General features: G+C 65.5%; 28 protein-coding genes, 3 tRNA genes, 1 other RNA gene and 1 pseudogene. 18 read left to right on the plus strand and 15 right to left on the minus strand.

Translation table 11 applies throughout. The features are described from left to right. Positions 1 to 51: 51 nt before the first annotated feature. Positions 52 to 2,478, minus strand: a complete 2,427-nt coding sequence (gene hrpB / locus ACZZZD_RS03180) for an ATP-dependent helicase HrpB (protein ID WP_463432599.1) — start codon at positions 2,476 to 2,478, stop codon at positions 52 to 54. 147 nt (positions 2,479 to 2,625) lie between these two features. On the opposite strand from hrpB, the gene ACZZZD_RS03185 reads away from it, so the two are divergent. Continuing rightward, entirely contained in the window at positions 2,626 to 4,170 is a 1,545-nt protein-coding gene (locus ACZZZD_RS03185; protein ID WP_463432601.1) for an amino acid permease, read from the plus strand. 80 nt (positions 4,171 to 4,250) lie between these two features. Here ACZZZD_RS03185 and ACZZZD_RS03190 read toward each other — a convergent pair. The 4 genes from ACZZZD_RS03190 to ACZZZD_RS03205 form a co-directional block, all read right to left on the minus strand. Then, positions 4,251 to 4,335 (minus strand) — tRNA-Leu (locus ACZZZD_RS03190). A gap of 50 nt (positions 4,336 to 4,385) precedes the next feature. Beyond that, positions 4,386 to 4,766: a hypothetical protein gene (locus tag ACZZZD_RS03195; RefSeq protein ID WP_463432603.1), complete on the minus strand. Its 381-nt coding sequence runs from the start codon at positions 4,764 to 4,766 to the stop codon at positions 4,386 to 4,388. A 55-nt stretch (positions 4,767 to 4,821) separates the two neighbouring features. Beyond that, on the minus strand, positions 4,822 to 5,340 hold the full coding sequence (locus ACZZZD_RS03200; protein WP_463432605.1) for a Dps family protein: 519 nt from the start codon (positions 5,338 to 5,340) through the stop codon (positions 4,822 to 4,824). Positions 5,341 to 5,462: 122 nt separating this feature from the next. Then, positions 5,463 to 5,536, minus strand: a tRNA-Gln gene (locus ACZZZD_RS03205). A gap of 201 nt (positions 5,537 to 5,737) precedes the next feature. Here ACZZZD_RS03205 and ACZZZD_RS03210 point away from each other — a divergent pair. Further along, positions 5,738 to 5,814, plus strand: a tRNA-Pro gene (locus tag ACZZZD_RS03210). Positions 5,815 to 5,879: 65 nt separating this feature from the next. Here ACZZZD_RS03210 and ilvC read toward each other — a convergent pair. After that, entirely contained in the window at positions 5,880 to 6,914 is a 1,035-nt protein-coding gene (gene ilvC / locus ACZZZD_RS03215; protein ID WP_463432607.1) for a ketol-acid reductoisomerase, read from the minus strand. Here ilvC and ACZZZD_RS03220 point away from each other — a divergent pair. From ACZZZD_RS03220 to ACZZZD_RS03235, 4 genes are all read left to right on the plus strand, one after another. Further along, on the plus strand, positions 6,913 to 7,455 hold the full coding sequence (locus ACZZZD_RS03220) for a DUF924 family protein (RefSeq protein WP_463432609.1): 543 nt from the start codon (positions 6,913 to 6,915) through the stop codon (positions 7,453 to 7,455). The two genes, ilvC and ACZZZD_RS03220, sit on opposite strands and share 2 nt — an antisense overlap. 732 nt (positions 7,456 to 8,187) lie before the next feature. Next, a complete protein-coding gene (locus tag ACZZZD_RS03225; protein ID WP_463436064.1) occupies positions 8,188 to 9,045 on the plus strand; it encodes a thymidylate synthase in 858 nt (285 codons plus the stop codon). Positions 9,046 to 9,059: 14 nt separating this feature from the next. Further along, positions 9,060 to 9,923, plus strand: coding sequence for an alpha/beta hydrolase family protein (locus ACZZZD_RS03230; protein ID WP_463432611.1), 864 nt, complete (start codon positions 9,060 to 9,062; stop codon positions 9,921 to 9,923). Between the two features lie 4 nt (positions 9,924 to 9,927). After that, the gene (locus ACZZZD_RS03235) at positions 9,928 to 10,233 is read left to right on the plus strand and encodes a phosphoribosyl-ATP pyrophosphohydrolase (RefSeq protein WP_463432613.1); all 306 of its coding nucleotides are present in this window, start codon (positions 9,928 to 9,930) and stop codon (positions 10,231 to 10,233) included. A gap of 8 nt (positions 10,234 to 10,241) precedes the next feature. On the opposite strand, the gene ACZZZD_RS03240 is transcribed toward ACZZZD_RS03235, so the two are convergent. Continuing rightward, positions 10,242 to 10,826: a hypothetical protein gene (locus ACZZZD_RS03240; RefSeq protein WP_463432615.1), complete on the minus strand. Its 585-nt coding sequence runs from the start codon at positions 10,824 to 10,826 to the stop codon at positions 10,242 to 10,244. Positions 10,827 to 10,883: 57 nt separating this feature from the next. Between ACZZZD_RS03240 and ACZZZD_RS03245 the strand changes: the two genes are divergently transcribed. Continuing rightward, the gene (locus ACZZZD_RS03245) at positions 10,884 to 11,411 is read left to right on the plus strand and encodes a dihydrofolate reductase (protein WP_463432617.1); all 528 of its coding nucleotides are present in this window, start codon (positions 10,884 to 10,886) and stop codon (positions 11,409 to 11,411) included. A 9-nt stretch (positions 11,412 to 11,420) separates the two neighbouring features. Further along, positions 11,421 to 11,741 (plus strand): YbjQ family protein, encoded by a 321-nt coding sequence (locus ACZZZD_RS03250; protein ID WP_159851431.1) that lies wholly within the window; start codon positions 11,421 to 11,423, stop codon positions 11,739 to 11,741. Between the two features lie 19 nt (positions 11,742 to 11,760). On the opposite strand, the gene ACZZZD_RS03255 is transcribed toward ACZZZD_RS03250, so the two are convergent. After that, positions 11,761 to 12,858 carry an NADH:flavin oxidoreductase gene (locus ACZZZD_RS03255; RefSeq protein WP_463432621.1) on the minus strand — a complete coding sequence of 366 codons (1,098 nt, stop codon included), beginning with the start codon at positions 12,856 to 12,858 and terminating at the stop codon, positions 11,761 to 11,763. A gap of 78 nt (positions 12,859 to 12,936) precedes the next feature. Continuing rightward, positions 12,937 to 14,003: pseudogene (locus tag ACZZZD_RS03260) on the minus strand (Mrp/NBP35 family ATP-binding protein). A gap of 74 nt (positions 14,004 to 14,077) precedes the next feature. Between ACZZZD_RS03260 and miaA the strand changes: the two are divergent. Together miaA and ssrA are read left to right on the plus strand one after the other, a co-directional pair. Beyond that, positions 14,078 to 14,950: a tRNA (adenosine(37)-N6)-dimethylallyltransferase MiaA gene (gene miaA / locus ACZZZD_RS03265; protein WP_463432623.1), complete on the plus strand. Its 873-nt coding sequence runs from the start codon at positions 14,078 to 14,080 to the stop codon at positions 14,948 to 14,950. Positions 14,951 to 14,960: 10 nt separating this feature from the next. Beyond that, positions 14,961 to 15,328, plus strand: a transfer-messenger RNA (tmRNA) gene (gene ssrA, locus ACZZZD_RS03270). Positions 15,329 to 15,334: 6 nt separating this feature from the next. Here ssrA and ACZZZD_RS03275 read toward each other — a convergent pair. Continuing rightward, entirely contained in the window at positions 15,335 to 16,426 is a 1,092-nt protein-coding gene (locus ACZZZD_RS03275) for a sialidase family protein (RefSeq protein WP_463432625.1), read from the minus strand. 161 nt (positions 16,427 to 16,587) lie between these two features. Here ACZZZD_RS03275 and ACZZZD_RS03280 point away from each other — a divergent pair, with 161 nt between their 5' ends. Next, the gene (locus ACZZZD_RS03280) at positions 16,588 to 17,061 is read left to right on the plus strand and encodes an SspB family protein (RefSeq protein ID WP_372691937.1); all 474 of its coding nucleotides are present in this window, start codon (positions 16,588 to 16,590) and stop codon (positions 17,059 to 17,061) included. A gap of 2 nt (positions 17,062 to 17,063) precedes the next feature. Here ACZZZD_RS03280 and ACZZZD_RS03285 read toward each other — a convergent pair whose 3' ends face one another. After that, positions 17,064 to 17,423, minus strand: a complete 360-nt coding sequence (locus ACZZZD_RS03285) for a RusA family crossover junction endodeoxyribonuclease (RefSeq protein ID WP_346496818.1) — start codon at positions 17,421 to 17,423, stop codon at positions 17,064 to 17,066. 107 nt (positions 17,424 to 17,530) lie between these two features. Between ACZZZD_RS03285 and fumC the strand changes: the two genes are divergently transcribed. Both fumC and ACZZZD_RS03295 read left to right on the plus strand, forming a co-directional pair. After that, the gene (gene fumC, locus ACZZZD_RS03290) at positions 17,531 to 18,922 is read left to right on the plus strand and encodes a class II fumarate hydratase (protein WP_463432630.1); all 1,392 of its coding nucleotides are present in this window, start codon (positions 17,531 to 17,533) and stop codon (positions 18,920 to 18,922) included. Positions 18,923 to 18,926: 4 nt separating this feature from the next. Then, a complete protein-coding gene (locus ACZZZD_RS03295; RefSeq protein ID WP_463432631.1) occupies positions 18,927 to 19,658 on the plus strand; it encodes an AAA family ATPase in 732 nt (243 codons plus the stop codon). Positions 19,659 to 19,661: 3 nt separating this feature from the next. On the opposite strand, the gene ACZZZD_RS03300 is transcribed toward ACZZZD_RS03295, so the two are convergent. Both ACZZZD_RS03300 and ACZZZD_RS03305 read right to left on the minus strand, forming a co-directional pair. Further along, the gene (locus ACZZZD_RS03300; protein WP_463432633.1) at positions 19,662 to 20,048 is read right to left on the minus strand and encodes a YccF domain-containing protein; all 387 of its coding nucleotides are present in this window, start codon (positions 20,046 to 20,048) and stop codon (positions 19,662 to 19,664) included. Between the two features lie 99 nt (positions 20,049 to 20,147). Next, positions 20,148 to 20,387 carry a DUF2171 domain-containing protein gene (locus ACZZZD_RS03305; protein ID WP_159851440.1) on the minus strand — a complete coding sequence of 80 codons (240 nt, stop codon included), beginning with the start codon at positions 20,385 to 20,387 and terminating at the stop codon, positions 20,148 to 20,150. A gap of 152 nt (positions 20,388 to 20,539) precedes the next feature. Between ACZZZD_RS03305 and ACZZZD_RS03310 the strand changes: the two genes are divergently transcribed. Beyond that, on the plus strand, positions 20,540 to 21,799 hold the full coding sequence (locus ACZZZD_RS03310) for a patatin-like phospholipase family protein (RefSeq protein WP_463432635.1): 1,260 nt from the start codon (positions 20,540 to 20,542) through the stop codon (positions 21,797 to 21,799). Positions 21,800 to 21,801: 2 nt separating this feature from the next. Continuing rightward, on the plus strand, positions 21,802 to 21,990 hold the full coding sequence (locus ACZZZD_RS03315) for a DUF4169 family protein (RefSeq protein WP_463432637.1): 189 nt from the start codon (positions 21,802 to 21,804) through the stop codon (positions 21,988 to 21,990). Between the two features lie 4 nt (positions 21,991 to 21,994). On the opposite strand, the gene ACZZZD_RS03320 is transcribed toward ACZZZD_RS03315, so the two are convergent. Beyond that, entirely contained in the window at positions 21,995 to 22,879 is an 885-nt protein-coding gene (locus tag ACZZZD_RS03320; protein WP_463432639.1) for a DMT family transporter, read from the minus strand. A gap of 106 nt (positions 22,880 to 22,985) precedes the next feature. Between ACZZZD_RS03320 and ACZZZD_RS03325 the strand changes: the two genes are divergently transcribed. Both ACZZZD_RS03325 and ACZZZD_RS03330 read left to right on the plus strand, forming a co-directional pair. Continuing rightward, positions 22,986 to 23,393 carry a YbaY family lipoprotein gene (locus ACZZZD_RS03325; protein ID WP_463432641.1) on the plus strand — a complete coding sequence of 136 codons (408 nt, stop codon included), beginning with the start codon at positions 22,986 to 22,988 and terminating at the stop codon, positions 23,391 to 23,393. Next, entirely contained in the window at positions 23,390 to 23,614 is a 225-nt protein-coding gene (locus ACZZZD_RS03330) for a ribbon-helix-helix domain-containing protein (protein ID WP_463432643.1), read from the plus strand. Before ACZZZD_RS03325 ends, ACZZZD_RS03330 begins: the two co-directional genes overlap by 4 nt. Before the next feature lie 27 nt (positions 23,615 to 23,641). On the opposite strand, the gene ACZZZD_RS03335 is transcribed toward ACZZZD_RS03330, so the two are convergent. Continuing rightward, a complete protein-coding gene (locus ACZZZD_RS03335; RefSeq protein WP_463432644.1) occupies positions 23,642 to 23,830 on the minus strand; it encodes a hypothetical protein in 189 nt (62 codons plus the stop codon). 167 nt (positions 23,831 to 23,997) lie between these two features. Between ACZZZD_RS03335 and ACZZZD_RS03340 the strand changes: the two genes are divergently transcribed. Beyond that, on the plus strand, positions 23,998 to 26,352 hold the full coding sequence (locus tag ACZZZD_RS03340; protein WP_463432645.1) for an ATP-dependent helicase: 2,355 nt from the start codon (positions 23,998 to 24,000) through the stop codon (positions 26,350 to 26,352). Positions 26,353 to 26,359 lie beyond the last annotated feature (7 nt).

Consider the following 26,359-nt stretch of genomic DNA (forward strand, 5'->3'; position numbering starts at 1 on the left):
CTCCCAGTTGCCCTCAGCGATGCCCGTTTCCCTGCCTTGGCGTCAAGGCGATCAGGTTCCGCGAGGCTTCACCCGGTTCGTCGGTTGCGCCTCGGCCGGGTTCTCCGGCCAGGGGTGGCGGGGATACCGCCCGCGCATCTCGGCCCGAACCGCAGCCCAGGAACCGCCCCAGAAGCGCGGCAAGTCCTTCGTCACCTGCACCGGCCGTCGCGCCGGCGACAACAGGGCTAGGGTCAACGGCACGCCGCCGACGGTCGGATGAGTCTTCACGCCGAACAGCTCCTGCACGCGAATGTCGACGCGCGGGCCGCCCTCGGCGCCGTAATCGATGGCCGCTGATCCCAGCGGGGTGACCAACCGCGTGGGCGCAAGGTCGTCCAGCCGTCGCTGCAAATCCCAGGGGATCAAACCGCGTAGGGCCTCGACCAGACGGTCGTCGCCGATCCCCTCCAGCGACTTGGCCCCTTCCAGCAAGGGCCACAGCCAGTCTTCTCGCGCCGCCAGCAGCGCGGCGTCCGACACGTCTGGCCAAGCCGGGTCGCCGTCATGCAGGAAAGCCAGTCGAGCCCGTAGCCCTGACGCCTGCTCGCCCCATTTCAGCGCGCGCAACCCGTCCGCCTCGACCTCGGCTCTAAGGGCGGCCGCCAGCGTCTTCGCGTCCGGCGCGCCGACGATTTTTTCATCCAGCACGATGGCGCCGATCCGCCGCGACCGACGGATCACCGAACGTCCCGACGGTTCGCGCACCAGCCGGTCCTCGACCGAGATCAGCCGCGCCAGTTCGCTCTCGATCCGGTCCGCATCCAGCGCCGCCGCCAGCCGCACCCGGTCGCGCGCGTCGCCCCCGCCCAGTTCCGCCACCGCCAGCCAAGGTTCGCGCGCCAGATGATCCGTCGCCTCAAGCACCGCCCCGCGCCCGCTGGCCAGCAACAGTTCGCCCGCCTTGCCCCGCGCCTTGGCGATCCGCTCGGGAAAGGCCTCGGCCAGCAGCAGGCCCGCATCAATCGTGCGACCCGAACCGCCGCCCGCCGCCCGCGCCCAGCGATCCGCCAGCTTCATCGCATCGCGCGCCCTGGGCGACCGATCCCGCTCCAGCCCGATCAGCCGATCCGCCAGATCGACGCCCGATCCGCCCAGCCCCGGCTCGCTCAGCACCGCCGCGATCCGCGCGCCCTTCATCGCATCGCCCCCGTCCGACGCCACGGCCACCATATGGGCCAGCCTCGGCGACAGCGGGATCCGCGTCAGCCGCAGCCCATGTTTCGACAGACCCCCGTCCGCATCCAGCGCCCCCAGCCGCGTCAGCACCTTGCGGGCCTCGGCCATGGCGCCGGCCGGCGGCGGGTCCAGCAGGGCCAGCCCCTCGACCGACCGCGCGCCCCATCGCGCCAGGTCCAGCGCCAGTCCGGTCAGGTCCGCTTCCTGGATTTCCGGCCGCTGATGCGGGACCAGACCGCGCGTCTGTTCCTCGTCCCACAGGCGATAGCAGACGCCCGACTCGGTGCGCCCGGCCCGGCCGCGCCGCTGTTCGGCCGAGGACCGACTGACCCTGACCGTCGCCAGCCGGGTCAGGCCGCTGGACGGCTCGAAGCGCGGAACCCGCGACAGGCCGCCGTCGATCACCACCCGCACGCCCTCGATGGTCAGGCTGGTCTCCGCGACCGATGTCGCCAGCACTAGCTTGCGTCGTCCCGGCGCCGCTGGCTCGATGGCGCGATCCTGCTCGCTGCGGTCCAACCCGCCATACAATGGCACGACATCGACGTTCGGCAGTCGCAGCCGGTCGCTCACCAGCCGTGCAACCCGGTGGATCTCGCCCTGACCCGGCAGGAAGACCAGCACCGACCCCGTCTCTTCGCCTAGAGCGTTCAGACAGGCCCGCGCCACGGCCTCCTCAAACCGCTCAGACGGATTGCGGCCCAGATACCGGGTCTCGACCGGCCAGGCCCGCCCATCGGCCTCGATGACAGGCGCGCCGTCAAGCAGTCGCGACACCCCCACCACATCCAGCGTCGCCGACATGACCAGCAAACGCAGATCTTCGCGCAGCAGACCTTGCGTCTCGCGCGCCAGCGCCAGCCCCAGGTCAGCGTCCAGGCTGCGTTCGTGAAACTCGTCGAACAGAACCGCGCCCACGCCCTCCAGGCCCGGATCGTCTAGAATCATCCGCGTGAACACCCCCTCGGTGATCACCTCGATCCGCGTCTTCGGCCCGATGCGGCTCTGCAACCGGGTGCGATACCCGACGGTCCCGCCGGCCTGTTCGCCCAGTGTCTTCGCCATCCGGTCGGCCGCCGCCCGTGCGGCCAGGCGTCGCGGTTCCAGCACCAGAACCTTGCCCTCCAGCCACGGCTGATCCAGCAGTGCCAGGGGCACGACCGTCGTCTTGCCGGCTCCCGGAGGCGCGGCCAACACCGCCGTATTGCCGCTCGCAAGGGCGGCTTTCAGTGGTTCCAGGACGGCGTGGATGGGCAGCATTCCTGGCCTCTAGCCTGCTGCGGGGCGATCACGAAAGCGTCGTCACGCCTTAACCACCCCGTCATGCGCGTTGCGCGCCACGTCATCCGCCGCTAGCGTCCGCCCAAAGCAGCCGAGGGGCTGCCACTAACGTGGGGAAATTCTTTTATGTGGCGCGTCAAATCGTTGGATGCGATTCTCGCATCTGCGGAGAAAAAATCGCTAACCCGATCCCTTGGCCCCATTCAGCTGACCTTGCTGGGTGTGGGCGCGATCATCGGCACCGGAATCTTCGTCCTGACGTCGGAGGCGGCCCAGAAGGCCGGCCCGGGCATGATGTGGAGCTTCGTCATCGCCGCTGCGGTCTGCGCCGTGGCGGCGCTTTGCTATTCAGAGATCGCTTCCATGGTGCCGGTTTCCGGCTCCGCCTACACCTACACCTATGCCGTGATGGGCGAACTTCTGGCCTGGATGGTGGGCTGGGCGCTCATCCTTGAATATGCGGTCGCGGCTTCGGCGGTTTCGGTGGGGTGGTCCGGCTATTTCATCGGGCTGCTACAGAGTTGGGGCGTGACATTGCCTCAGGCCATAGCCGTCGGCCCCTATGCCGGCGGCATCGTGAACCTGCCCGCCCTGCTGATCGCCCTGCTAATCACCGGCCTGCTGATGCTCGGCACGAGCGAGAGCGCGCGCGTCAACGCCGTGCTGGTGGCCATCAAGGTCACGGCCTTGACCGTCTTCATCGTTCTGACCCTGCCCGTCATCAATGGCGCCAACTTCACGCCGTTTACACCAAACGGCTGGTTCGGCGATGGGCACGGCGCGGGCCTTGGGGTCGTCGGCGCCGCCGCCTCGATCTTCTTCGCTTACGTCGGCTTCGACGCCGTATCCACTGCGGCGGAAGAGACCAAAAATCCACAACGCAACGTGCCCATCGGTCTGATCGCATCGCTGGGAATCTGCACCGTCTTCTATCTGCTTGTCGCAGCGGGCGCGATCGGCGCCGTCGGCGCTCAACCCTTGGTCGGACCTGGCGGCGAAGTTCTGCACGCGGGTTCGTCCGCCTTGGCCGCCCAATGCTCAACCTTCTCGTCGATGCAGGAGCCTCTGGTTTGCTCGCGTGAAGCCCTGGCCCACGTCCTGCGTGTCGTCGGTCACGAGCGGGTTGGCGACCTGATCGGCATCGCAGCCTTCCTGGCCCTGCCTTCGGTCATTTTGATCATGCTGTTCGGTCAGACGCGCATCTTCTTCGTGATGGCCCGCGACGGCCTGCTGCCCAGCTTCCTGGCCTCCATTCATCCCAAGTGGAAGACGCCGCACATCGTCACCATGATCACCGGCGTCGCCGTGGCCATTTTCGCCGCCTTCCTGCCAGTGGGTAAGCTGGCTGACATATCCAACTCCGGCACCCTGTTCGCCTTCTTTATGGTGGCGATCGCGGTCATGATCCTGCGCGTCACGCAGCCGAACCGTCACCGCCCGTTCAAGACGCCCCTGATCTGGGTCGTAGCTCCTCTGGCGGTGCTCGGCACCTTGGGTCTGTTCTTCAACCTGCCGACCGAATCCCAGCTGGTTCTGCCGATTTGGGGCGCTATCGGCTTGGTCGTCTATTTCGCCTATGGCTATCGCAAGAGCCACGTCGCGCTCGGATTGGTCGAGGTCCACGAGACGGACAGCGACGCCCCGCCGCCGCCTGTCCCGCCGATCAGCTAGAACACGGCCTCAATCAGCCTGTAAGGGCGATAGGCCCAAAAAGAAGAAAGGCCCCGGAGCGATCCGGGGCCTTTTTGCTTTGGTGCGGATGAGAGGACTCGAACCTCCACGCCTCTCGGCGCTAGAACCTAAATCTAGTGCGTCTACCAGTTCCGCCACATCCGCATCGAGGTAGGCCGTCGCCTCTAGAGGGTGACGACGGTCAGGGCAAGGGCTCAGCGGCGTCCGGCGACCAGTTCGTTGCGAATGGACCGCCCCAGCGGGTCGCGCGCCTGCCAGGTGTCACCTACATCGGCCTCGACCATTCGGCTGCAGAAGCGCGGCAGTATCTGGCGCGGCCTAAATCCGCTCAGACAGATCTTGCCGTTTTCGGCTGTCCAGCGTGCATTCAGCCGCCGCCCGTCCGAAAATTGCGACGTGTAGAGACCGTCCGGCTCGAAGTAATGCTTCACCCACTGCCCATTCGGATAGTGGGAGATGATCGTATTTCCAAACGCCTTGGACATATCGGCCGACACCGGCGAAGCCGCCAGCACCCCGGCCAAGGCCAGGCCACCGATCAAGAAACCCTGCTTCACACGCATCTCCTGCGCCATCTCTGCATCGACTATCGACGATACATAAGACGACGCAAGCGAAGCGGTTCCTCAATCAGCCGTTTCCGCGGCGTCCTGATTCGAACAGGAACCAGACGCGCGTCTCGCTTTCGTCGATCCAGTTTTCCAGCAGGCTGGCGGTGGCGATGTCATTATGCTCGTCGCAGAGGTCGTGCACCTCGCGCATCCGATTGATCATTTCGTGATTGTCGTCGCGAAGCTCGGCCAGCATGTCCAGCGGATCGACATAGTCGGCGTCATTGTCGACCACGCGTGATTCCTTGGCGATCTGACCGATCGACCTCAGGGTCGGGCCGCCGATCTTGCGCGCCCGCTCCGCCATCGGGTCCGTCATGGCCAGGATTTCGGCCGACTGCTCGTCCAGCATCAGGTGATAGTCGCGGAAATGCGGTCCGGACACGTGCCAATGGAAATTCTTGGTCTTGATGTAGAGGGCGAACGTATCCGCCAGCAGCGTGGTCAGTGCGGCGGAAATGTCTCGCGTCGCCTCTTCCGACAGGCTGGTAGGCGTTCTGAGCGGCGCCAAGCGCTTTTCACGGGCGGTGACCATCATCGTTCTCCTCAGCAGCGGTGTGCAGTCAAGCTAGGCGGCCGAACATCCGAACGGAAGCCCTTGTGCAGATCATAATGCTGAAGCTGTGAAGTGGTTCGGCGGCGCCGACCTTTGTCGGCGGATGGCTGGGGAACTAGGACTCGAACCTAGAATGACGGTACCAAAAACCGTAGTGTTACCATTACACCATTCCCCAGCAGGACCGGCGTTTCCGAAGCACTCTGTGCGGCGGAGGCGGTCAGATACGCCAAGCTGTTTTGGGATGCAACACCCTCGTTCAGGACTATTTTCGCGCGCCAGGAAGATGGGGTGAAAAGGACGCTTGCGGCCTCCCGAACCCATGGCTATAAGCCGCGTCCTCACTTCGGGGCGACGCCGCCAGGCCCGCCCCCACGGTCGGAGTGTGGCTCAGCCTGGTAGAGCACTGCGTTCGGGACGCAGGGGTCGGAGGTTCGAATCCTCTCACTCCGACCATCTTCTCTTTTCAAGACATCGACGACGCGACGGCGGGTTTTCACCCGCCGTGCTGGGCTGCCACATCAGTCATCGTTCGCCGCTGTCTCCATTGCCTGGCGCCCCACGGCGTTCAGATGCGCGCCAACCGATTCGATGGGTCGCACGTCCAACGCCTTGCGCCGCTCCAGCAAATCGGGCGACCCGGCGTCATAATCCGCCATCAACCGGCGCACGAAACCTCCGTCCTGAACCTCGGTCAGCACCTGGTTCATAGCCTCGCGCGACGCGGCGTTGATGATGCGCGGCCCGGTCAGATAGGCGCCGTACTCCGCCGTGTTGGAGATCTTCGCGAAGGCCCCGGCGATGCCGCGTTCGTACATCAGATCGGTCACCAGCTTGGTCTCATAGAAACACTCGAACCACGCCACCTCGGGCGGATAACCGGCGTCCACCAGTTTCATGAAGGCAGAATCGATCAGTTCGGCGATCCCCCCGCACAGCACGACCTGTTCGCCGAACAGGTCGCTCTCGCACTCGTCGCGCATCGTCGTTTCCAGAATGCCCTTGCGCCCGCACCCCAGCGCCGCCGCATAGGACAGGCCCAGCGCATGGGCGCCGCCCGTCGCGTCCTGATGCACCCCGAACAGACAGAAGACCCCCTCCCCCGCCTCGTACAGGTCGCGGATGCGCGGCCCGATGCCCTTGGGCGAGGCCAGAATGACGTCCAGGTCCGCACGCGGCTGGACCAGGCCGAACCGGACCGACAGGCCATGGGCGAACACCAACGCGGCGCCGGTCCGCACGTTCGGCTCCAGCTCGTCACGCCACAGGTCGCGATGCGCCTCGTCCGAGGTCATGACCGCGATCACGTCGGCGCCGGCGGCGGCCTGCCCGGCCGTCATCACCGCGAATCCGTCCGCGCGCGCCAAGTCGCGGGTCCTGGAGGCAGCCTTCAGCCCCACGACGATGTCGGTCACGCCCGAATCGCGTAGGTTCAGCGCGTGGGTGCGTCCCTGGCTGCCGTAACCGATCACGGCCACGCGCTTGCCGCGAATGATCGAAAGGTCGCAGTCACGGTCATGGAAGACGGGCAGCGGATTGGATAAGGTCTGGCTCATGACCGTCTTCATAACCCCTTCGTCCGTCGTCGCCTTCTGGAAAGAGGCCGGTCCCGAAAAGTGGTTCGCCAAGGACGAGGCGTTCGACACCCTGTTCCGTGACCGCGGCCGCGCGGTCCATTGGGCTGCGGCGCGCCGCGAACTGGACGATTGGATGGAAACACCGGACGGCGCTCTCGCCCTGCTGCTCCTGCTGGACCAGTATCCGCGCAACAGTTTTCGCGGCACGGCGCATCAGTTCGCAACCGACCCTCTGGCCCTGATGTTCGCCAATCAGGCCGTGGCGCGCGACCTGCATCTTCAGGTCGAACCCGAGTTGAAGAACTTCCTCCTGCTGCCCTTCGAACACTCCGAACGGATCGAGGATCAGGACCGCTACATGGCCCTGATCGCCGGCGACGAAGAGCTGGAGAAATGGGGCAATCTCCACCGCGACATCATCGTCCGCTTCGGCCGCTTCCCCCACCGTAACGCCGCCCTGGGCCGCGAAACGACGGCCGAAGAGCAGATTTTCCTAGACGAAGGCGGCTTCGGCGGCTGAGCACCTCATCTCCTCCCCACATCGTGGGGAGGGGGACCGCGCGCAGCGTGGTGGAGGGGTTCTTGAAGTCCCACAGGCGTCGGTGATGCATGAAGACCCCCTCCGTCTCTTCGCTACGCTTCGAGCCACCTCCCCATGAAATGGGGAGGAGACGATGGTCAACCATCACAATGACGCTGGTTCATTCGCAATGATTTCAATCGCTTGCCGAATTATGTCCCCCGTCTCCCATCCCCCCTCCGAAACGCGCGTATTCTAGACCCGTCCCGTCGCCCGGAGGGCTCGCTTGGCCTGCGACCTTGCGGCGGCGGGAGCGGATGGAACGGGAGCGGGTCTGAAACGGCTCGCGCTGACACGACTCATGGAGCGGTGTCGGAGGGTCGAGGGGGATACTCGATCGCACTCGGGACGGGGTTCGCAGACCCCGCCGACCCGTCGCAGGCTTATGGGGTTAGGCGATAAGACCGCCACCGCTCGACGCCCCGTCCTCGGGCTTGACCCGAGGATCAGCAGGCCAACCACCCGCGCGGAGCGTCAACCCTTCGTCGAAACGGTAACAACACAAGACAACTCCGGGCGAAGGCCCGGCGCTCCGCCCAGCCCTCCAATAACTTCGCTGCGAAAGCGCGAGGACGATCACCCTTGTCCGAGCGAATCAATTCCTGTGGAAGACGCCGATTTGCCGGGACTGCGAATCGAATTCTGAGGCACCTTGAACCTATGACCGTCCAGATGATCCATGCCACGCTTGGGGCCGACGTCCAGGCCCGCATCGCCGCCGCGCCCGCCGATCATCCCGAGCGGCAGTATCTGAACCTGCTGCGCGACATCCTGGACAATGGCGTGCGTCGCGACGACCGCACCGGCACCGGAACCCTGGGCGTCTTCGGCCGTCAGATGCGGTTCGACCTGTCCAAGGGCTTTCCGGTCCTGACAACCAAGAAGCTGCACCTGCGCTCGATCATCGTCGAACTGCTGTGGTTCCTGCGCGGCGAGACCAATATCGGCTGGCTCAAGGACAATGGCGTCCGGATCTGGGACGAATGGGCCGACGCCGACGGCGAGCTGGGTCCGGTCTATGGCAAGCAGTGGCGCTCATGGACCGCCCCCGACGGCCGCGTCATCGACCAGATCGAGAAACTGGTTCACGGCCTGAAGACCAACCCCAACAGCCGCCGCCACATCGTCACCGCCTGGAACCCGGCCGATGTCGACGACATGGCCCTGCCGCCCTGCCACTGCCTGTTCCAGTTCTTCGTCGCGAATGGAAAGCTGAGCTGCCAGCTGTATCAGCGCAGCGCCGACGTCTTCCTGGGCGTGCCGTTCAACATCGCATCCTACGCCCTGCTGACCATGATGCTGGCCCAGGTCGTAGGCCTGGAGCCTGGCGACTTCGTCCACACCTTTGGCGACGCCCACCTGTATCTGAACCACCTGGAACAGGCCGAGCTCCAGCTGACCCGAGAACCCCTGTCCCTCCCGGTCATGCAGATCGCCCCCAAGACCGACCTGTTCGCCTTCGACCTGTCCGACTTCACACTCGAAGGCTACGAAGCCTGGCCGCACATCAAGGCTCAGGTCGCGGTCTGATCTCGGATTTATCGATGCCGATGCGCCCTGCCCTGGCCAGCCTTGCCGCTCTCTTCGTTCTCGCCGCGCCCGTCACGCCTGCAGCGGCCCTTCAGGCTGTTTCAGTCCAGCAAGCGGCTGCGGTCACCTCAACCCGCCTGTCCGTTCCTGCCCCGGACGGTCGCACCGTATTGCTGGACGTCTGGGCCGCGCCCGACGAACGCGGCGTCGTCGTCTTCAGTCATGGTTTCGGCGGCGCGCCGGAAGCCTACCAGCGTTTGTTGTCGGCGTGGGCGCAACATGGCTTCACCGTTATCGCCCCGCTGCATGTCGATTCTCAAAAACACCCGCATCGCGACGCGACGGGCCAGGTCGCCTTCGTGACGCGCCTGGTCGATCTCGGCGTCGCCCGCGCCGAGGCTGCGCGCTCGCATCCTGACAAGCCCCTGATCGTTGCGGGCCATTCCTTCGGCTCCCTGATGTCCCTGATCGAGGGCGGGGCCGTGACTGTCGCAGGCCCTATCGGCGATCCGGCGGTGAAGGGCGTGATCGCCTTTTCCTCGGCCGGGAACATTCCCAACGTCGTGACGCCCGACACCTATCGCACCCTCGCCGGTCCGCTGTTGATGATCACCGGCGACCGGGATCTGGTTCCGGGTTTCGCCGACGATTGGCGGGATCATCGCACCGCCTTCGACGCCAGTCCCTCCGGAGACAAGACCCTTCTGATCTTCTCCGGGGCGGACCATCAACTGCCGGGAACGGCGGACGGCGAGCGATTCGATCAGATCGTTCGCGCGACCGAGGATTTCCTCGACGCCTACGCCCTGAACGATGCCGCCGCTCGCGCGCGGCTCCCGACCTTCGCCGCCGATGGCGTGACGGTGGAGTGGCGCTGAACACATGGACCTGAAAGACCTGACCGCCTCGGTCCTGCGGATTTCCGACATCTACGCCGCCGAACACGACATCGACCGCGACCGGGATTGGGCGCTACTGAAACTTCAGGAGGAGTTGGGCGAACTGACGGCCGAGCATCTGCGCCTGACCAACCGCGCGCGGGGCACGCCCGACGCCCAGGCATTGGGCGACGAGGCGGCGGACGTGCTGGGCATGCTGCTGATCTACTGCGCGCAGGCCGGGGTCGATCTGGACCAGGCCATGCAGCGCAAATGGCTGAAGTGGCTGGAGCCCCAAGTCGGGGCCTAGGCCGAGACCTAAGCTTCCGGCGCGATCATGATCATCGGCTTTAGGCGCTGGATCAGGGCGTCGTCGCTCTCGATGCGTTCCACCACGATCCGGTTTTTCATCATCCCCATCTGCATCGTGGCGCGGAAGGCGATCACGTCGCCCGGCGCAGCGATGAAGCCCTCAAGCGTGGGCTTGTTCTGCTTGCCCGCCAGGCCGCCGAACGCCATCGACAGCTGGTGGCCGCCCGGCGAGACTGAAATGGCGGTAAAACGCGGGCTCTTCAGCTGGGCCACGAACCGATCGTCCACCGACAGGTCCATGCCAGCTGCCTTGCCCACGAAACCCTCGCGGTAAACGATCAGCAGCGCCTGTCCCGGTTCGGGCCGTGACTCCAGAACCGCCTGCTTCTGCTCCGGCGTCGCAGCCTTGCCCAGCTTGGTCCCGGCCAGATTGGCCATGATATAGGCCGTAAAGACGCCCAGGAACGCGCCGACCATCATCGGCAGATAGCCCGCGTCCGCGCCCGCGGATGAGAAAAAGAACGCCAGACCAAAACTAACCAAGGCCGCGACCAGGAAACCGACGGCGATGGCGGGGATGTACTTGCTCATAACAGGGCTCGCGTCCATTGGATGGGCCACCTCAACGCATCGATACGGTCAAGGTTCTTGCCCCAGCCCATCATTTCTCTGGTCGTCGCTCGCGGAAGCAATGGCGTCATCGGCCGCGACGGCGACCTGCCCTGGCGGCTTAGGTCGGACCTGCAGCGGTTCAAGGCGATCACCGTGGGCAAGCCCTGCCTGATGGGCCGCAAGACCTGGGAGAGCCTGCCGCTCAAGCCCCTACCCGGCCGACTGAACCTGGTGATGACGCGTGACGAATCCTACGAGGCCGACGGGATGTCCAAGGGCGCCCTGGTCTGCGCCACCCTGGATGAAGCCATCGAAATCGGGCGCGAGACGGCCGAAGAGGACGGCGTGGACGAGATCTGCGTCATCGGCGGCACCGCCCTGTTCGAGGCCGCCCTGCTCCGCGCCAAGCGCCTCTATATCACCGAGGTGGACGCAGCCCCCGAAGGCGACGCCGTCTTTCCGGCGTTCGACGAAACGGCCTGGGTCGAGGTATCTTCGGAAGCGCACCCGGCGGGGGAGAAGGACGATCACGCCTTCACCTTCCGCGTGCTGGAACGCCGCTAGGAGAGACAGATGTACGTCACCACCACCAACGACCTGCCCGGCTTTCGCGTCACCCGCCACATCGGGCTGGTGCGCGGCGTGACGGTACGGTCGCGCAACGCCATTTCCGACGCCATCGGCGGGGTTCAGTCGATGTTGGGCGGCCGGGTCGGCGCCTATGTGAAACTGGCCGAGGCCGGGCGTCAGGAAGCCTATGACGAACTGGTCAAACACGCCGAAGCGCACGGCGCCAACGCCATTCTGGCTGTCCGCTACGACGCCACCGAGATCATGCCGGGCGTGACCGAGGTGCTTTGCTACGGCACGGGCGTGATCGTCGAACCGGCCTAAACCGGCTCGACTGATCGGGTCAGGACAGGGTCATCAGGTCCGCGCGCTCGAAGTTACGCAGTTCGTCCGAACGGCCATCGCGAATCTTGTTGACCCATTGAGGATCGGCCAGCAGCGCCCGGCCGACGGCCACCAGATCGAACTCCTCGTTCTCCAGACGACGCAGCAGACCGTCCAGCGATGCAGGCTTGGAGCCTTCGCCGCCGAAGGCCGCGATGAACTCGCCGTCCAAGCCCACGGACCCGACCGTAATGGTCGGCTTGCCCATCAGCTTCTTGGTCCAGCCGGCGAAGTTCAGGCCCGATCCCTCGAACTCCGGCTCCCAGAAGCGACGCTGCGAACAGTGGAAGACATCCACGCCGGCGTCCGACAGCGGCGTCAGCCATTCGAGTATCTGGTCCGGCGTTTCAGCGATGCGGGCGGTGTAGTCCTGTAGCTTCCACTGCGACAGGCGCAGGATGACAGGGATGTCGTCACCCACGCCCTCGCGGACCGCCTTGACGACTTCGGCGCCGAAACGGGCGCGGTCGGCGATGGTCGGACCACCCCAGCGGTCGTCGCGGGCGTTCAGTCCGCCCCAGAAGAACTGATCGATCAGATAGCCGTGGGCGCCGTGGATCTCAACGGCGTCAAAACCCAGGTCACGGGCGGCGCGGGCCGAGCGACCAAAGGCGGCGATGGTGTCGGCGACGTCCTCCTCGGTCATCGGCTCAAGCTTCGTCTTGCCCGGCATGGTCATCCCCGAGGGGCTGTCGACCTTGCCCAACGGCGCCCAATCGTCGCCGCGACCGCGCGCCGAACCGACATGCCAGATCTGCGGCGCGATCAGGCCACCGGCCGCATGGACCTCGTCCACCACAGATTTCCATTCCGGCAGGGCTTTGCCGTGGAAGACCGGGACCGCAGCGTCATTGCGCGCCGCCGGCCGTTCGACGACCGTCCCTTCGGTGACGATCAGGCCCACCCCGCCCTCGGCGCGACGGCGATAGTAGGCTGCGACGTCCGAGGTCGGGATGCCGTTCGGCGAGAAAGACCGCGTCATGGGCGCCATGACGATGCGGTTGGGAAGGGTCAGCCCCTTGATGGTGAATGGGCTGAACAGGGCGTCGACGCTCATCGGATCTCCTTGGGTATCGGTAAGACCCAAGGTGGCGAATAGGGTTGCGTTTGAAAACCCCGCCTCCGCAGATATTTTCTAAAGGTTGAGAGCAGCCACGATCTGACCAGCAATGGCGTTGAATCGTGCGGCGACGTCTCCCGATTGGTGGATGGCGACAGGCGGACGACCAGCGTCCCCCCTTCGCGCAGGGCGACGTCCAGCGGCAGGTCGCCCAGGAACGGGATACCCAGGCGGCCGGCCTCGGCTTTCGCTCCACCCTGCCCAAAGACCGGCCCGCTCATGTTCTCGATCAGGCCCAGCGTCGGCACGTTGACGCGCTGAAACAGCGTATGGGCGCGGCGAGCGTCGGCCAGCGCCACCTCTTGCGGCGTCGAGACGATGACCGCCCCGTCCAGCGGCGTCTTCTGGATCAGGGTCAGTTGCACGTCCCCTGTGCCCGGCGGCAGATCGACCACCAGCACGTCCAGCGGCGCCTCTGCCGTGCCCCAGCGCGTCTGGGTCAGCATCTGGGTGATGGCCTGGGACGCCATAGGACCGCGCCAGATCATGGCGTCGTCCATCTTCGTCAGCAGACCGACCGACATGGCCTTCAGACCATGGGCGACGTGCGGGACGATGGCGCCGTCCTCATAGGCCGGCTGGCCGCTGATCCCCAGCATGGTCGGCAACGACGGGCCATAGACATCGGCGTCGAGGATGCCGACCGAAAGCCCGCGCGCCGCCAGCGCCGCAGCCAGATTGACGGCGACCGTGGACTTGCCCACTCCGCCCTTTCCGCTGGCGACGGCCAGAACACGACGGACATGGGCCGGACGATCGGTCGGGACCGGCGCCTTGGCGCGGCCCTGATCGACCGCCGCTCTGGACAGGCCGGCCGTGCGCGGCGCAGCAGCGGGCTTGGTCTCGGCGGTCAGGATGACGGACACGCGCGCCATGCCGGGAATGGCCTTCAACGCCGCTTCCGCCGCGTCGCGGACGGGCGCATAGGCGGCGGCCCGACTGCGATCGACCTCCAGCGCGAATCCTGCCCGGTCGTCGGCCACCACCAGCCCCTGAACCAGACCGGCGGCGACCAGACCCTGACCGGAAACCGGGTCGATGACGGCGTCGAGGGCGGCGATGACGGCGGAACGTTCGACCAAGGCGGTCTCCAGAAGACTTGCAGGCGATGATGCGCGCGTTCTATCGCCCTCGAACCCGTCCCGCGAGCCACGATTTGTCCCAGCCGCCCTCAATCACCCTGATCGCCGGCCCAACTGCATCGGGCAAATCGGCGCTCGCGCTGAAGATGGCGCGCGAAACCGGTGCGGTGATCATCAACGCGGACAGCCAGCAGCTTTACGCAGACCTGCGCGTCCTGACCGCCCGGCCATCGGCCGATGACGAAGCCTTGGCCGATCATCGATTGTATGGCGTCGCCGACGCCGTGGAAGCCTGGTCCGTCGGACGCTGGAGCCGGGAGGCGCTGTCGCTGCTCGACGATCTTCGCACCGAAGGACGACCGGCGATCCTGGTCGGCGGAACGGGCCTTTATTTCATGAGCCTGACCCGAGGTCTGGCGGACATTCCGGCCGTGCCGAACACGGTACGTGAAATGGTCGAGGCCGACTATGCGACGCAAGGCGAGGCGATTTTCCGATCTCGCCTGGGCCAGATCGACCCCGATGCAGCCAAGACCATCGAACAGGGCGACCGGCAGCGACTTGTCCGCGCCATGAGCGTCTTCGCCGCCAGCGGGCGGTCGTTGAGCGCCTGGAAAGCCGAGACCCTGCCGCTTTTGCCGCCCGGATCATGGACGGGACGGGTCATCGAACCCGATCGTCAACGGATTTACGAGAACTGCGACCTGCGCGTGGACACGATGATGGTTCAGGGTGCTCTAGACGAAGTTCAGGCTCTGCTGGCGCGCGGCTTGAGTCCGGCCCTGCCCGCCATGAAGGCGGTCGGCGTCCGAGAACTGGCCGCCCACCTGTCTGGCGAACTGACCCGCGACGATGCGGTCTCGGCCCTGAAACAGGCGACGCGCAACTACGCCAAACGCCAACTGACGTGGTTTCGAAACCAGACGGCCGACTGGACCCGCGCGTGAACGCAACGCGGCGCTTGGAATGCCTTCGGACAGCGCCTATATTGGTTCTGTCCGGTTTCGGCCGGACTATAGCGATAAACGCGCTTGTAATAAGCGGACCGGACCCGGGTGCGATTCCCGGCGGCTCCACCAACTTTCTCCCCGCGTTATCGGCGGAGGCAGCATGGGGCCGACTAGCATCGACGGACGTGTAAAGAGGATTGCTTTCGCTCGTCCTGGCCCACCGTATCGGGCCATTTTCTAACTGCGAACGATAACTTCGCTGGAGAAGTCGCTCTCGCCGCGTAATGCGGTTCGGGTGATTTCGAATCTTAAGTCCTAGGGGTTCAGATCCTTGGGCGGGGCCTGTCGGGAGCCTGGCAACAGAATCCCGGCGCTTTCCCCCTATCCCAGTTTCGATGGATCGATTACCGCGTGGCTTATGCGCCGGCGGTCATGCGTCCAGGTCGCGTGGACACGGCCGTCCGCCGCCTGGATGATCGCCGGATAGGCATAGCCGGCCGGAACCAGCTCCGCCTCCAGCGTCAAAACATTGCGCCAGGCGACCCCGTCGTCTGAGAGAGCGAGGTTGAGCGGCCAGCGCGGTCCCTTTCCGGGCGTCTCGGGCGCATGGGCGGCGTGATTATAAATCAGCAGATGACGCCCATCCTTCAGCGTGACCGCGTCTGTTCCAGAGTTGGGATTGGGCAAATCAATGGCGCCGAGCAGGCTCCAGGTTCGGCCGCCATCTCGCGACCAGGTCGAAGCCAGCGCGCCTTGTCGCGTGCGCGCCACGGCCTGCAGCCGCCCTCCTTCATGCAACAAGACGCTGGGCTGGATGGCGTCGATGTTCAGCGGCGAATCGACCGGCTCGGTCAGGCTCCAGGTTCGTCCCTGATCACGGCTGATCTCGAAATGAAGCCGCCAGTTCGCCCCGACATGGCTGCCCATACCCTCGCCCGCCTCGGTGCTGGACGGCGAGATCCAGGCGCCGTCGGCCATGACGACCGGCTTGTTCTTGATCGGCCCCAACACGCCGTCGGGCAGCCGTCGCGGCGTGGACCACGTCCGGCCGCCATCTTGCGATTCGACCACCATGCCCCACCAGGAGAACGGATCGGGTCCCACCTTGTAGAACAGGATCAACGGTCCGCCCGGTGATTGGAACAGCACCGGGTTCCAGGTCGGGTGGCGCTTGCCGTCCGCTTGCACGCCATCGGCCACCTGGATCGGCTGATCCCAGTTCCCGCCATCCAGACGCGCGAACCAGATGCAGACGTCGGGATGTTTCTCGTGCGTCCCGCCGAACCAGGCGGCCGCGATGGTGCCGTCGGCAACCTGAACAACGGTCGAGGCGTGGGCCTGAGGATAGGGCGCGTCATCATAGATGAAGGCGGACGACAGGATCGCATCCGACGGGGCGCGAACCGCCGCAGCAGCAACGCCCGGCGACGCCAGAACCGCGCCGGCGCCGATACCCAGGAATCGTCTGGTCACATCCATAAGTTCGCCCCTCTCGCCCCATGAAGCGGAGCATGCCGCCTCGCCGAACGGCACAATGGCGCCGATAGTCGAATAATGGGATGCGGTTTAGCGTCCTCGCATCTTTCGCCGGGACGCTTGGCCCGCTATCAGTCGCGCTCTGTTGCGAGGTGACGATGAGCGACCAGGCCCCTCCGGTCGATGAGATGCAGTATGAGCGGCTGGCGCACGAGGCGCTGCGCGGCGTCCTGCGCGCGGCGCTGGAACGGGTGCTGGCCGAGGGTCTCCCCGGCGCGCATCATTTCTACATCACCTTCAAGACCCGCGCCGTCGGCGTCAGCGTCGCACCCGACATCCTGGCGAAATACCCCGAAGAGATGACGGTCGTGCTGCAGCATCAGTACGACGATCTGCGCGTCGAGCCCGAGCGTTTCTCGGTCAAGCTGCGTTTTGGCGGCATGCCCAAGAGCCTGGTCATCCCCTATTCGGCGGTCACGCGATTCTATGATCCCAGCGTGCAGTTCCTGCTGCAGTTCGAGGATCCGCAGCTTCTGGAAGAGATCGAGGAAGAGCCGACCCCGCCTCAGGATCCGTCGCCGATCTCTGACGGCCCCAAGGTCGTGTCGCTGGACCAGTTCCGCAAGAAATAGGGTCAGTCCCGACGGGGATAGGAGCGGATCGTGATCCGCTCTCTTTCGCCTTCGCGCCGTTCGACCAGCAACCGCGCGACCTGGGCGTCGTCGTGGAACAGATAGCCCTTGATGGAATCGAGCAGGGCCTTGGCCAGGTTGTCGAGATCCATCCACGGCGGCTCGCCCACATGCTCCATACGGATCTCCACGACATGGTCGCCCCAGGACGGCCGTGCGGCGCGCCATTCCTTGCGCATGAACTCATAGACCAGGGGCTTGTAGTATTTCGCCTGGGTGGTCAGACCGTCGATGACGATCTCGACCGCGTCGCCATCTTCGCGCGCCCGGACCTTGCCGGTTCCGATCCAGCCGGCGGTCATGCGACGCCTGCCGGTGTGAGGATGTCCGCGCTCTTCTTGCCCTGCATGACGACCGTGCTACACCGCCGCGCAACCCATCGCCACGCCTGAGAGACGAGATTCCGCGCATGAGCAACGTCCGCACAGAGACCGACACCTTCGGCCCCATCGAAGTCGCCGCCGATCGCTACTGGGGCGCCCAGGCGCAACGGTCGCTTGGCAACTTCAAGATCGGCTGGGAGAAGCAGCCCCTGCCGATGGTGCGCGCCCTGGGCATCGTCAAACGCGCCGCCGCCGAGACCAATCGCGATCTTGGCAAGCTGGACCCGGCCCTGACCGACGCCATCGTCAAGGCCGCCAACGAGGTCATCGAGGGCAAGCTGAACGATCACTTCCCGTTGGTCGTCTGGCAGACGGGCTCGGGCACCCAATCGAACATGAACGCCAACGAGGTAATCTCGAACCGCGCCATCGAGATCCTGGGCGGCGAGATGGGCTCCAAGAAGCCCGTCCACCCCAACGACCACGTCAACATGAGCCAGTCGTCGAACGACACCTATCCCACGGCCATGCACGTGGCCTGCGCGGAACAGGTCGTCAACGACCTGATCCCGGCGCTGAAACACTTGCACGCCGCACTGGACGCCAAGGCCAAGGCCTGGGCCCACATCATCAAGATCGGCCGCACCCACACCCAGGACGCCACGCCCCTGACCCTCGGCCAGGAGTTCGGTGGTTACGCCCAGCAGGTCGCCAACGGAATCGAGCGGATCGAACAGACCCTGCCCAAGCTGATGGAACTGGCCCAGGGCGGCACCGCCGTCGGCACCGGCCTGAACGCTCCCATCGGTTTCGCCGAGAAGGTCGCGGCCCAGATCGCCGAGATCACCGGCCTGCCCTTCACCACGGCGCCGAACAAGTTCGAGGCCCTGGCCGCGCACGACGCCATGGTCTTCAGCCACGGCGCGATCAACACAGTCGCCGCGTCGCTGTTCAAGGTCGCCAACGACATCCGCTTCCTGGGCTCCGGCCCCCGTTCTGGCCTGGGCGAACTGGCCCTGCCAGAGAACGAGCCGGGCTCGTCGATCATGCCGGGCAAGGTCAATCCGACCCAGTGCGAAGCCCTGACCCAGGTCTGCGTCCAAGTGTTCGGTAACAACGCCGCCATCACCTTCGCCGGCTCGCAGGGGCATTTCGAGCTGAACGTCTACAACCCCGTGATGGCCTACAACTTCCTGCAGTCGGTACGCCTGGTCGCCGACGCAGCCATCAGCTTCACCGACAACTGCGTGGTCGGCATCGAAGCCCGCGAGGACAATATCGCGCGCGGCCTGAACAACTCGCTGATGCTGGTCACCGCCCTGAACGGCAAGTTGGGCTATGACCTCTGCGCCAAGATCGCCAAGACCGCGCACAAGAACGGAACCACGCTGCGGGAGGAAGCCGTGGGCGGCGGCTATCTGACCGACGCCGAGTTCGACGAGGCGGTGCGGCCCGAGAAGATGATCTCGCCGGGCTGACATCATGACCGCGCTGGAGCGTCCCTACTGGATCGAAGCCATCTTCGAGCGCCGAGACGGCTGGGACGCCGAGGCCTACCCCTTCAATCTGCCTGCCGTGCGCAGTCTGGATCGGCTGACCTTCCACCCCAACGTCACCTTTCTGGTCGGCGAAAACGGGTCTGGAAAGTCCACGCTGATCGAGGCCCTGGCGGTAGCGTGGGGTTTCAACGCCGAGGGCGGCGGCCGCGAGCATCAGTTCCAGACCCGTACCTCGCATTCGCCACTGCACCGTTTCGTGCGTCCCGTGCGGTCTCCGCAGCGTGTTCAGGACGGCTTTTTCCTGAGGGCCGAGAGCTTCTTTACCACGGCCAGCTATCTCGAAGATCACGGCGCCGACCGTTTCGGCGACAAGCCGCTCCATGAGCAATCGCATGGCGAGAGCTTCTTCGCCCTGTTCGACAATCGTTTCATCGGCGCCGGCCTCTATATCCTAGACGAGCCTGAGGCAGCCCTGTCGCCCAGCCGCCAGCTGTCCTTCCTCAGCCGGTTGCACGAGCCGGTGAACGCCCGGTCGCAGCTAATCATCGCCACCCACTCACCCATCCTGCTCGGGTATCCCAATGCCTGGATCTATCAGGCATCGGACCACGGGCTTGAGCGGGTCGAGTACGAAGACACCGACCATTATCAGGTCACGCGCAACTTCCTGACGCGGCGCAAGATGATGCTGGATATCCTGCTGGACCTCGACTGAACGTCAGGCCTTGTCGCGGATGGTGCGGCCGACCGGCGCAAGCGCCAGCTTGGCCAACTCCAGGTCCTTCAGGGCGAAGGGAACGCCGATGATGGAGACGAACTCCGCCACCGCGATGATCAGATGCGTCAGCGCGATATACCAGCCGGCGACGACGAACCAGACGATGTTCAGCACGACGCCCAGGCAACCTGCCACCGGATGCGAATCCTGCCACACGACCTCGCGGCCGAACGGCCAGAACGAATAGCTGGCGATGCGCCACGCCGCGAACGTCCACGGCAGGCCGACGACGGTCAGCGCCAGGATCGCGCCGCCAAACAGCCACAGCAGGCCGGAAATCCAGCCGCCGAGCACGAACCAGAGAATATTTAGGATCAGGCGGATCAAGGCGAAACTCCAGCGTCGCCTATGCGACGTCTTGTAGATAACGATAAGGCCCCGCTTGTGCAGCGGGGCCTTTCGTGAATTCGCGTTAAGTCGCCGTGATCAGTGCGGCTTTTCCGACCAGCGCGCCTTGGCGTCGTCCTGGGTCAGGTTCAGGTGGACGTGCTTGTCATCGACCTTCTCGACCCAGCTGACCGGGATCAGGTGGTGCTTGAAGCCGCCGGCGAAATCCAGCTTTGCCAGCTCGATCTGGTCGCCCAGGACGTGATCGACACGCCCCACATGGCCGCCGTCCGAGCCTACGACTTCGAGGTGTTCCTTGATGAGCGAAACGTCGACCATGTCTGTCTCCAACAGTTCAGTTTGTACTGTCGGTGAAAACACGCGGCGTCGGGCCGGGGTTTCAAACGGCGACGCTTGTTCTCTGATGTGGTGACAGGCGCCGCCCCGACGCAGTAAAGAGCACTTCTCCAGACAGGGTTGGAAACAAACGCATGCGGCGGATCGGATCGGGCCTGTTCGGCATCGTCATGGCCTTGGCGCTGACCGCGTGCGGCACCCTGGATCGGCCGACCGGGCCGCTCAGGATCACCGACGGCACTCTGGTCAAGGCAGAGGATCCCCGCATCCGCGCCAACGACAGCGCACGACTGCAGGCCTTCACCCGAGAAATCGGCGAACGGTTACGGCCGGACCATCCCACCTCGATCCTGGCCCTGTCCGGCGGCGGGGCCAACGGCGCCTATGGAGCCGGGCTTCTGGTCGGTTGGAGCCAACAGGGCGACCGTCCAGTATTCGACGTCGTCACGGGGGTCAGCACCGGCGCCCTCGCCGCGCCCTTCGCCTTCCTGGGTTCGGAATGGGATGACGAGCTTCAACATGCCTACACCAGCGGCGGGGCGAACAATCTGCTGAGTTGGCGGAGTTTCGCCGCCTTCCTGAACCCCAGCCTGTTCTCGTCGCAGGCGCTGCGAAACCTGGTCGATGAGAACGTCACGCCAGAACTGATGCAGGCCGTCGCGCGCGAGCACGCCAAGGGCCGTCGCCTGCTGGTCGCCACCACGGATCTGGACAGCGAGCAGACCGTCATCTGGGACATGGGCCTGTTGGCGACCCAGGGCGACGAGAACGCCCGCGAACTGTTCAAGGAGGTGCTGGTCGCCTCAGCCAGCATTCCGGGCGTCTTCCCGCCCGTACTGATCGCGGGCCTTCAGGACGACAACAAGGTCGTGCTGGAGATGCACGTCGATGGCGGGGTCAACACGCCCTTCCTGGGGATACCCGAGGATCTGATGCTGTGGACCCGGCCCAAGGACGAGGGTCGCGTCGGCGCCCTCTATGTCATCGTCAACGGTCAGGTCGGTCGCAACGATGGCGTCACACCCGGCCGCCTGTCCGGCATCCTGGCGCGGACCTATGACAGCATGAGCAAGTCGTCGCTGCGCATCCATCTGGCGGTGACGGCGGCTTTCGCACGGCGCAACGGTTTGGACATGGCCCTGTCGGCCATTCCCGACAATGTCGCCGCCTCAAGCCTCAAGTTCGACCAGGAAACCATGACGGCCATGTTCGAACTGGGTCGCCAGCGCGGACTTGGCCCAGACGCCTGGACCCGGCTGGGCGAGCGGCCGGCGGACCAGCCCTTCATCCCTCAGACGACCATCTCGGACTCCCAGGTGCCGGCGGTCCTGGTGCCCGAACCCTCGACAAAGCCGCTTGGCGACACGCATCCCGCCGATACGCCCAAGGAATAGTCGTGGGCGAGATCGTCAATCTGAACAGGGCGCGAAAGACGCGCGCCAAGGCCGAGGACAAGGCCCGGGCGGCCGCCAATCGCGTGGCCCACGGTCGAACCAAGGTCGACAAGTCGCTGTCCGCTCTGGAACGTCATCGCGCGGACAAGCTGCTGGACGGTCAGAAGCTGGATCCCAAATCGGACAACTGACGGCTCAGGTCTTGGGCGCGCGGATCAGCATCACCTGCCCCGCCAGCACCAGCGCCAGCCCGATCAAGGCGCTCCAACCAAAACGCGCGCCCTCGAAGATGACTGACACGAGTATGGCGATGGGCGGCGTCAGCGCCGAGATATAGCTGGCCAGGGCATAGCCACGCTGACGGGCGATGGTGAAATACAGGCCGAACGCGATCACCGACCCAAACAGCGACAGATAGAGCAGCGACAGCACATAGTGCGGCGTCGGCTCGATCCGCCACGTCACGCCGGTGGCCACGCCATATAGCGCCAGCATCGCCGTGCCGTAGGCCATGGCCCAGGAGGTCGCAGCCATCACGGGCGCGCCCGCCTGCTGTCCCTTCCAGGCGAACCAATTGCCGAACGCCGACGCCAGGACGGCGGTCAGGGCGAAGATAACGCCCAGCCCCGGATTGAGGCCTGCGCCGGCCGCCGTGATCTGACCGTACGACAGCACCCCCACGCCCATGACGCCCAGGGCCGCCCCGATCCATGCAGCAGGCGCCGCCGTATGTCCGCCCATCAGCCGGAACAGGATCAGGTTCACGAAGGCCAGAGCAGCGAAGATCACCGCGACCACGGCCGACGCGACCTGCCCCTCCGCCGCATAGACGAAGCCATAGCTGACCGCGAAGACGAAGGCGCCCTGCCCGATCGCAGCCAGGTGCTGGGCGCGGGTCAGGCGCAGCGGCCGTCGCGTCACGGCGCAGAAGGCGAACAGCACCGCCGAGGCCAGGCCGAACCGCCAGACGATGGACACGATCGAATCGACCGGCCCCAGTTGCAGGGTGATCGCATACCAGGTCGTGCCCCAGATCAGGGCGCAGATGGCGATGGCGGCGATCGTGAAAGGGCGGCTCAAGGTCGATCTCCGGCGGCGGACAGCCCGCTTATCATCGCAACGACGCCGGCGCCGCTCACGTCTTGCGCCGGAGTGTGACACACTGTGCCCCACAAAGGAGATCGTCATGCGAAACGCCCCCCTGATCCTGCCCGCCGCCCTGGTTCTTGCCGCCTGTGCGACGGTGCCGGAAATGACGACGGGAACGACCGTCGTGAACGTGACCGCCAGCTATCGCGAGCGCATCATGCTGCCGCCCGGCCATGTCCTGACGGTCAAGGTCGAGGATGTCAGCTTGGCCGACGCCCCGGCCCAGGTGCTGGCCGAGGCCAGCGAGCCGCTGACCGGCGCCCCGCCCTATCGCGTCACCCTGGGCTTCCCGACGTCTCAGATCGATCCGCGCCACACCTATGCCGCGCGGGCCGAAATCCGCGATGCGGCCGGCGCCCTGATCTTCGTCACCGACACCCGCCACGCGATCCTGACCAACGGCGCGCCGGCCTCGGCCGAGATTGTGTTGAAGTCCGCGCGTTGAGCAGCCTGAGCAAACGCTCGGTCGCCCTGGCGGGCCATGCCACTTCGGTCGCGCTGGAACCCGAGTTCTGGGCCGTGCTGGACCGGATCGCCGCTGCGCGTGAGCTCAGCAAGGCTCAGCTTCTGGCCGAAATCGACGCCAATCGCGGTCGCCGCCCCCTCGCTTCCGCCTGTCGCCTGCTCGCCTTGGACTGGGTAGCGGATCATGGACGACAGGGGTGAATACACATTCCAGCGACGAGGCTTGACCTAATCTGCGCTAAAATCGCCAGAGGTTGTCGAGTTAGTTTCGGCGGGTTGCGATCGTCCGATGAACTCCGCTTCGGCGTGCGGGTCTTCGCCCACTTCGACCAGCGTGACCCACACCGCCATGATCACGAACATCCCGGCCATGCCCAGGATGAAGGCCAGCCAACCCGCCTTCTTGCCCTGCGGCATGCGGCCCAAAGCCGCCTTCCTCGTGTGAGTGTTTCGCTGCATCGCACCTAGGAACCTGTCGTCGATCCGCCGGGTTCCGAGGTTTGATTGTGGCGGCGGTCCTGACATTGCCGCTCGGTCCCCTTATGTTCCGGTTTCGAATCTGATTGACGGATGTTTCTGCGCCTGTGACCGATCTCCCCGCCCCCCGTATTTCCGACCTGGCGCGAGCCCGCGCGCCCGAGGGCGAGGCGTCGCGTGACTATCTGAAGGGGCTGAACCCGGAACAACGCGAGGCAGTCGAGACGACCGAGGGGCCCGTGCTGGTTCTGGCCGGCGCTGGCACGGGCAAGACCCGGGTCCTGACCACGCGCCTGGCGCACATCCTGGCCACGGGCCGGGCCAAGCCGTGGGAACTGCTGACCGTCACCTTCACCAACAAGGCCGCGCGCGAGATGCGCGAGCGGATCACCCATCTGATCGGTCCGTCGGCCGAGGGGCTGCGCTGGCTGGGCACCTTCCACTCCATCGCCGCCCAGATCCTGCGTCGCCACGCCGAACTGGTCGGGCTGAAATCCAGCTTCACCATCTTGGACACCGACGACCAGGAGCGGGTGCTGAAACAGCTGCTGGAAGCCGCCAATATCGACACCAAGCGCTGGACGCCCAAGTCGCTGAGCGGCCTGATCGATCACTGGAAGAATCGCGGCTGGACGCCCGAGAAACTGCCGCCCGGCGAAGATTTCGCCAACGGCAAGGGACAGGGCCTGTACGCCGCCTATCAGGCGCGGTTGCGCAGCCTGAACGCCTGCGATTTCGGCGACCTGCTGCTGCACAACATCACCATCCTGTCGCAGCACGCGGACCTGGCCGAGGAATACCGCCGCCGCTTCCGCTACATCCTGGTCGACGAATATCAGGACACCAATGTCGCCCAGTATCTGTGGCTGCGGCTGCTGACGGCCTCGACCGGCAATGTCTGCTGCGTCGGCGACGACGACCAGTCGATCTACGGCTGGCGCGGGGCCGAGGTGGACAACATCCTGCGCTTCGAGCGCGACTTCCCCGGCGCCAAGATCGTCAAGCTGGAGCGCAACTATCGCTCGACCAGCCATATCCTCGGCGCGGCCTCGGGCCTTATCGCCGCCAACCGCGATCGACTGGGCAAGACCCTTTGGACCGAGGACCACAGCGGCGACAAGGTGCGGGTGCGCGGCGTCTGGGACGGCGAGGCCGAGGCCCGGCTGATCGCCGACGAGATCGAGACCGCGCGTCGCCCCCACGCGGGCGAGCCGGGGCTGAAGTACAAGGATATGGCCATCCTGGTCCGCGCCTCGTTCCAGATGCGGGCGTTCGAGGAGCGGCTGGTCATGCTGGCCATCCCCTACGCGGTCATCGGCGGCCCCCGGTTCTTCGAACGGGCCGAAATCCGCGACGCCCACGCCTATATGCGGCTGATCCAGTCCGAGGACGACGACCTGGCCTTCGAACGGATCGTCAATGTACCCAAGCGCGGCATCGGCGACACCAGCGTGCAGAAGGTGCTGCAACTCGCCCGCCAGCACGGCCTGTCCGCCCTGACCGCCGTTCGCGGGCTGATCAACACCGACGAGCTTCAGGCCCGCACCCGCACCGCCCTGTCCAACTTCGTGCGCGATGTGGATCGCTGGCGCGCCCTGTCCGAGACCACGCCCCACTGGCAGGTCATGGAGACGGTGCTGGAGGAAAGCGGCTACACCGACATGCAGAAGGCCGACCGGACCAGCGGCCAGACCCGGTTGGACAACCTGAAAGAACTGACCCAGTCGATGCAGCAGTTCGAGACGCTGCAGGCCTATTTGGAGCACGTCTCGCTGGTCATGGATCTGGAGCGGGCCACCAGCGACGATCCCAACGGCGACGGGGCGGTGCAGATCATGACGCTGCACGGCGCCAAGGGGCTAGAGTTCCCGCTGGTCTTCCTGCCCGGCTGGGAGGAAGGCGTCTTCCCCAGCCAGCGCAGCATCGACGAGAAGGGCGAGAAGGGCTTGGAGGAGGAACGCCGCCTGGCCTATGTCGGCGTCACCCGCGCCAAGCAGGATGCGCGGATCAGCTTCGCCGCCAACCGTCTGGTCTATGGCCGCTGGACCTCGCAACTGCCCAGCCGCTTCGTCGATGAACTGCCGATCGCCCACGTCGATCCGCAATCCGACACCGGCTATTACGGCGCCTCCACCGGCATGAAGGAGGCCAAGAGCCGCTGGGACGACGCGCCGTCGTTTGGCAGCGGCTATTCCTCCCCTGGCTGGAAACGCGCCCAATCCTTCACTGCTGCTCAAACGCCAAACAAGATCCCCGCCCGCAAAGCCGTCATCGAAGGCGACGGCCGCCTGATCGCCACGGCCGATCCCAAGTCGAGCTCAGGATGGAAAAAAGGCGAACGCGTCTTCCACCAGAAGTTCGGCTACGGAAACGTCCGCGTCATCGAGGGCAACAAGCTGCTCGTCGAGTTCGAGAAGGCCGGCGAGAAACGGGTGATCGACAGCTTCGTCGAGAAGGCGTGATCATCCT

Source organism: Brevundimonas sp. AC546, assembly GCF_979258305.1.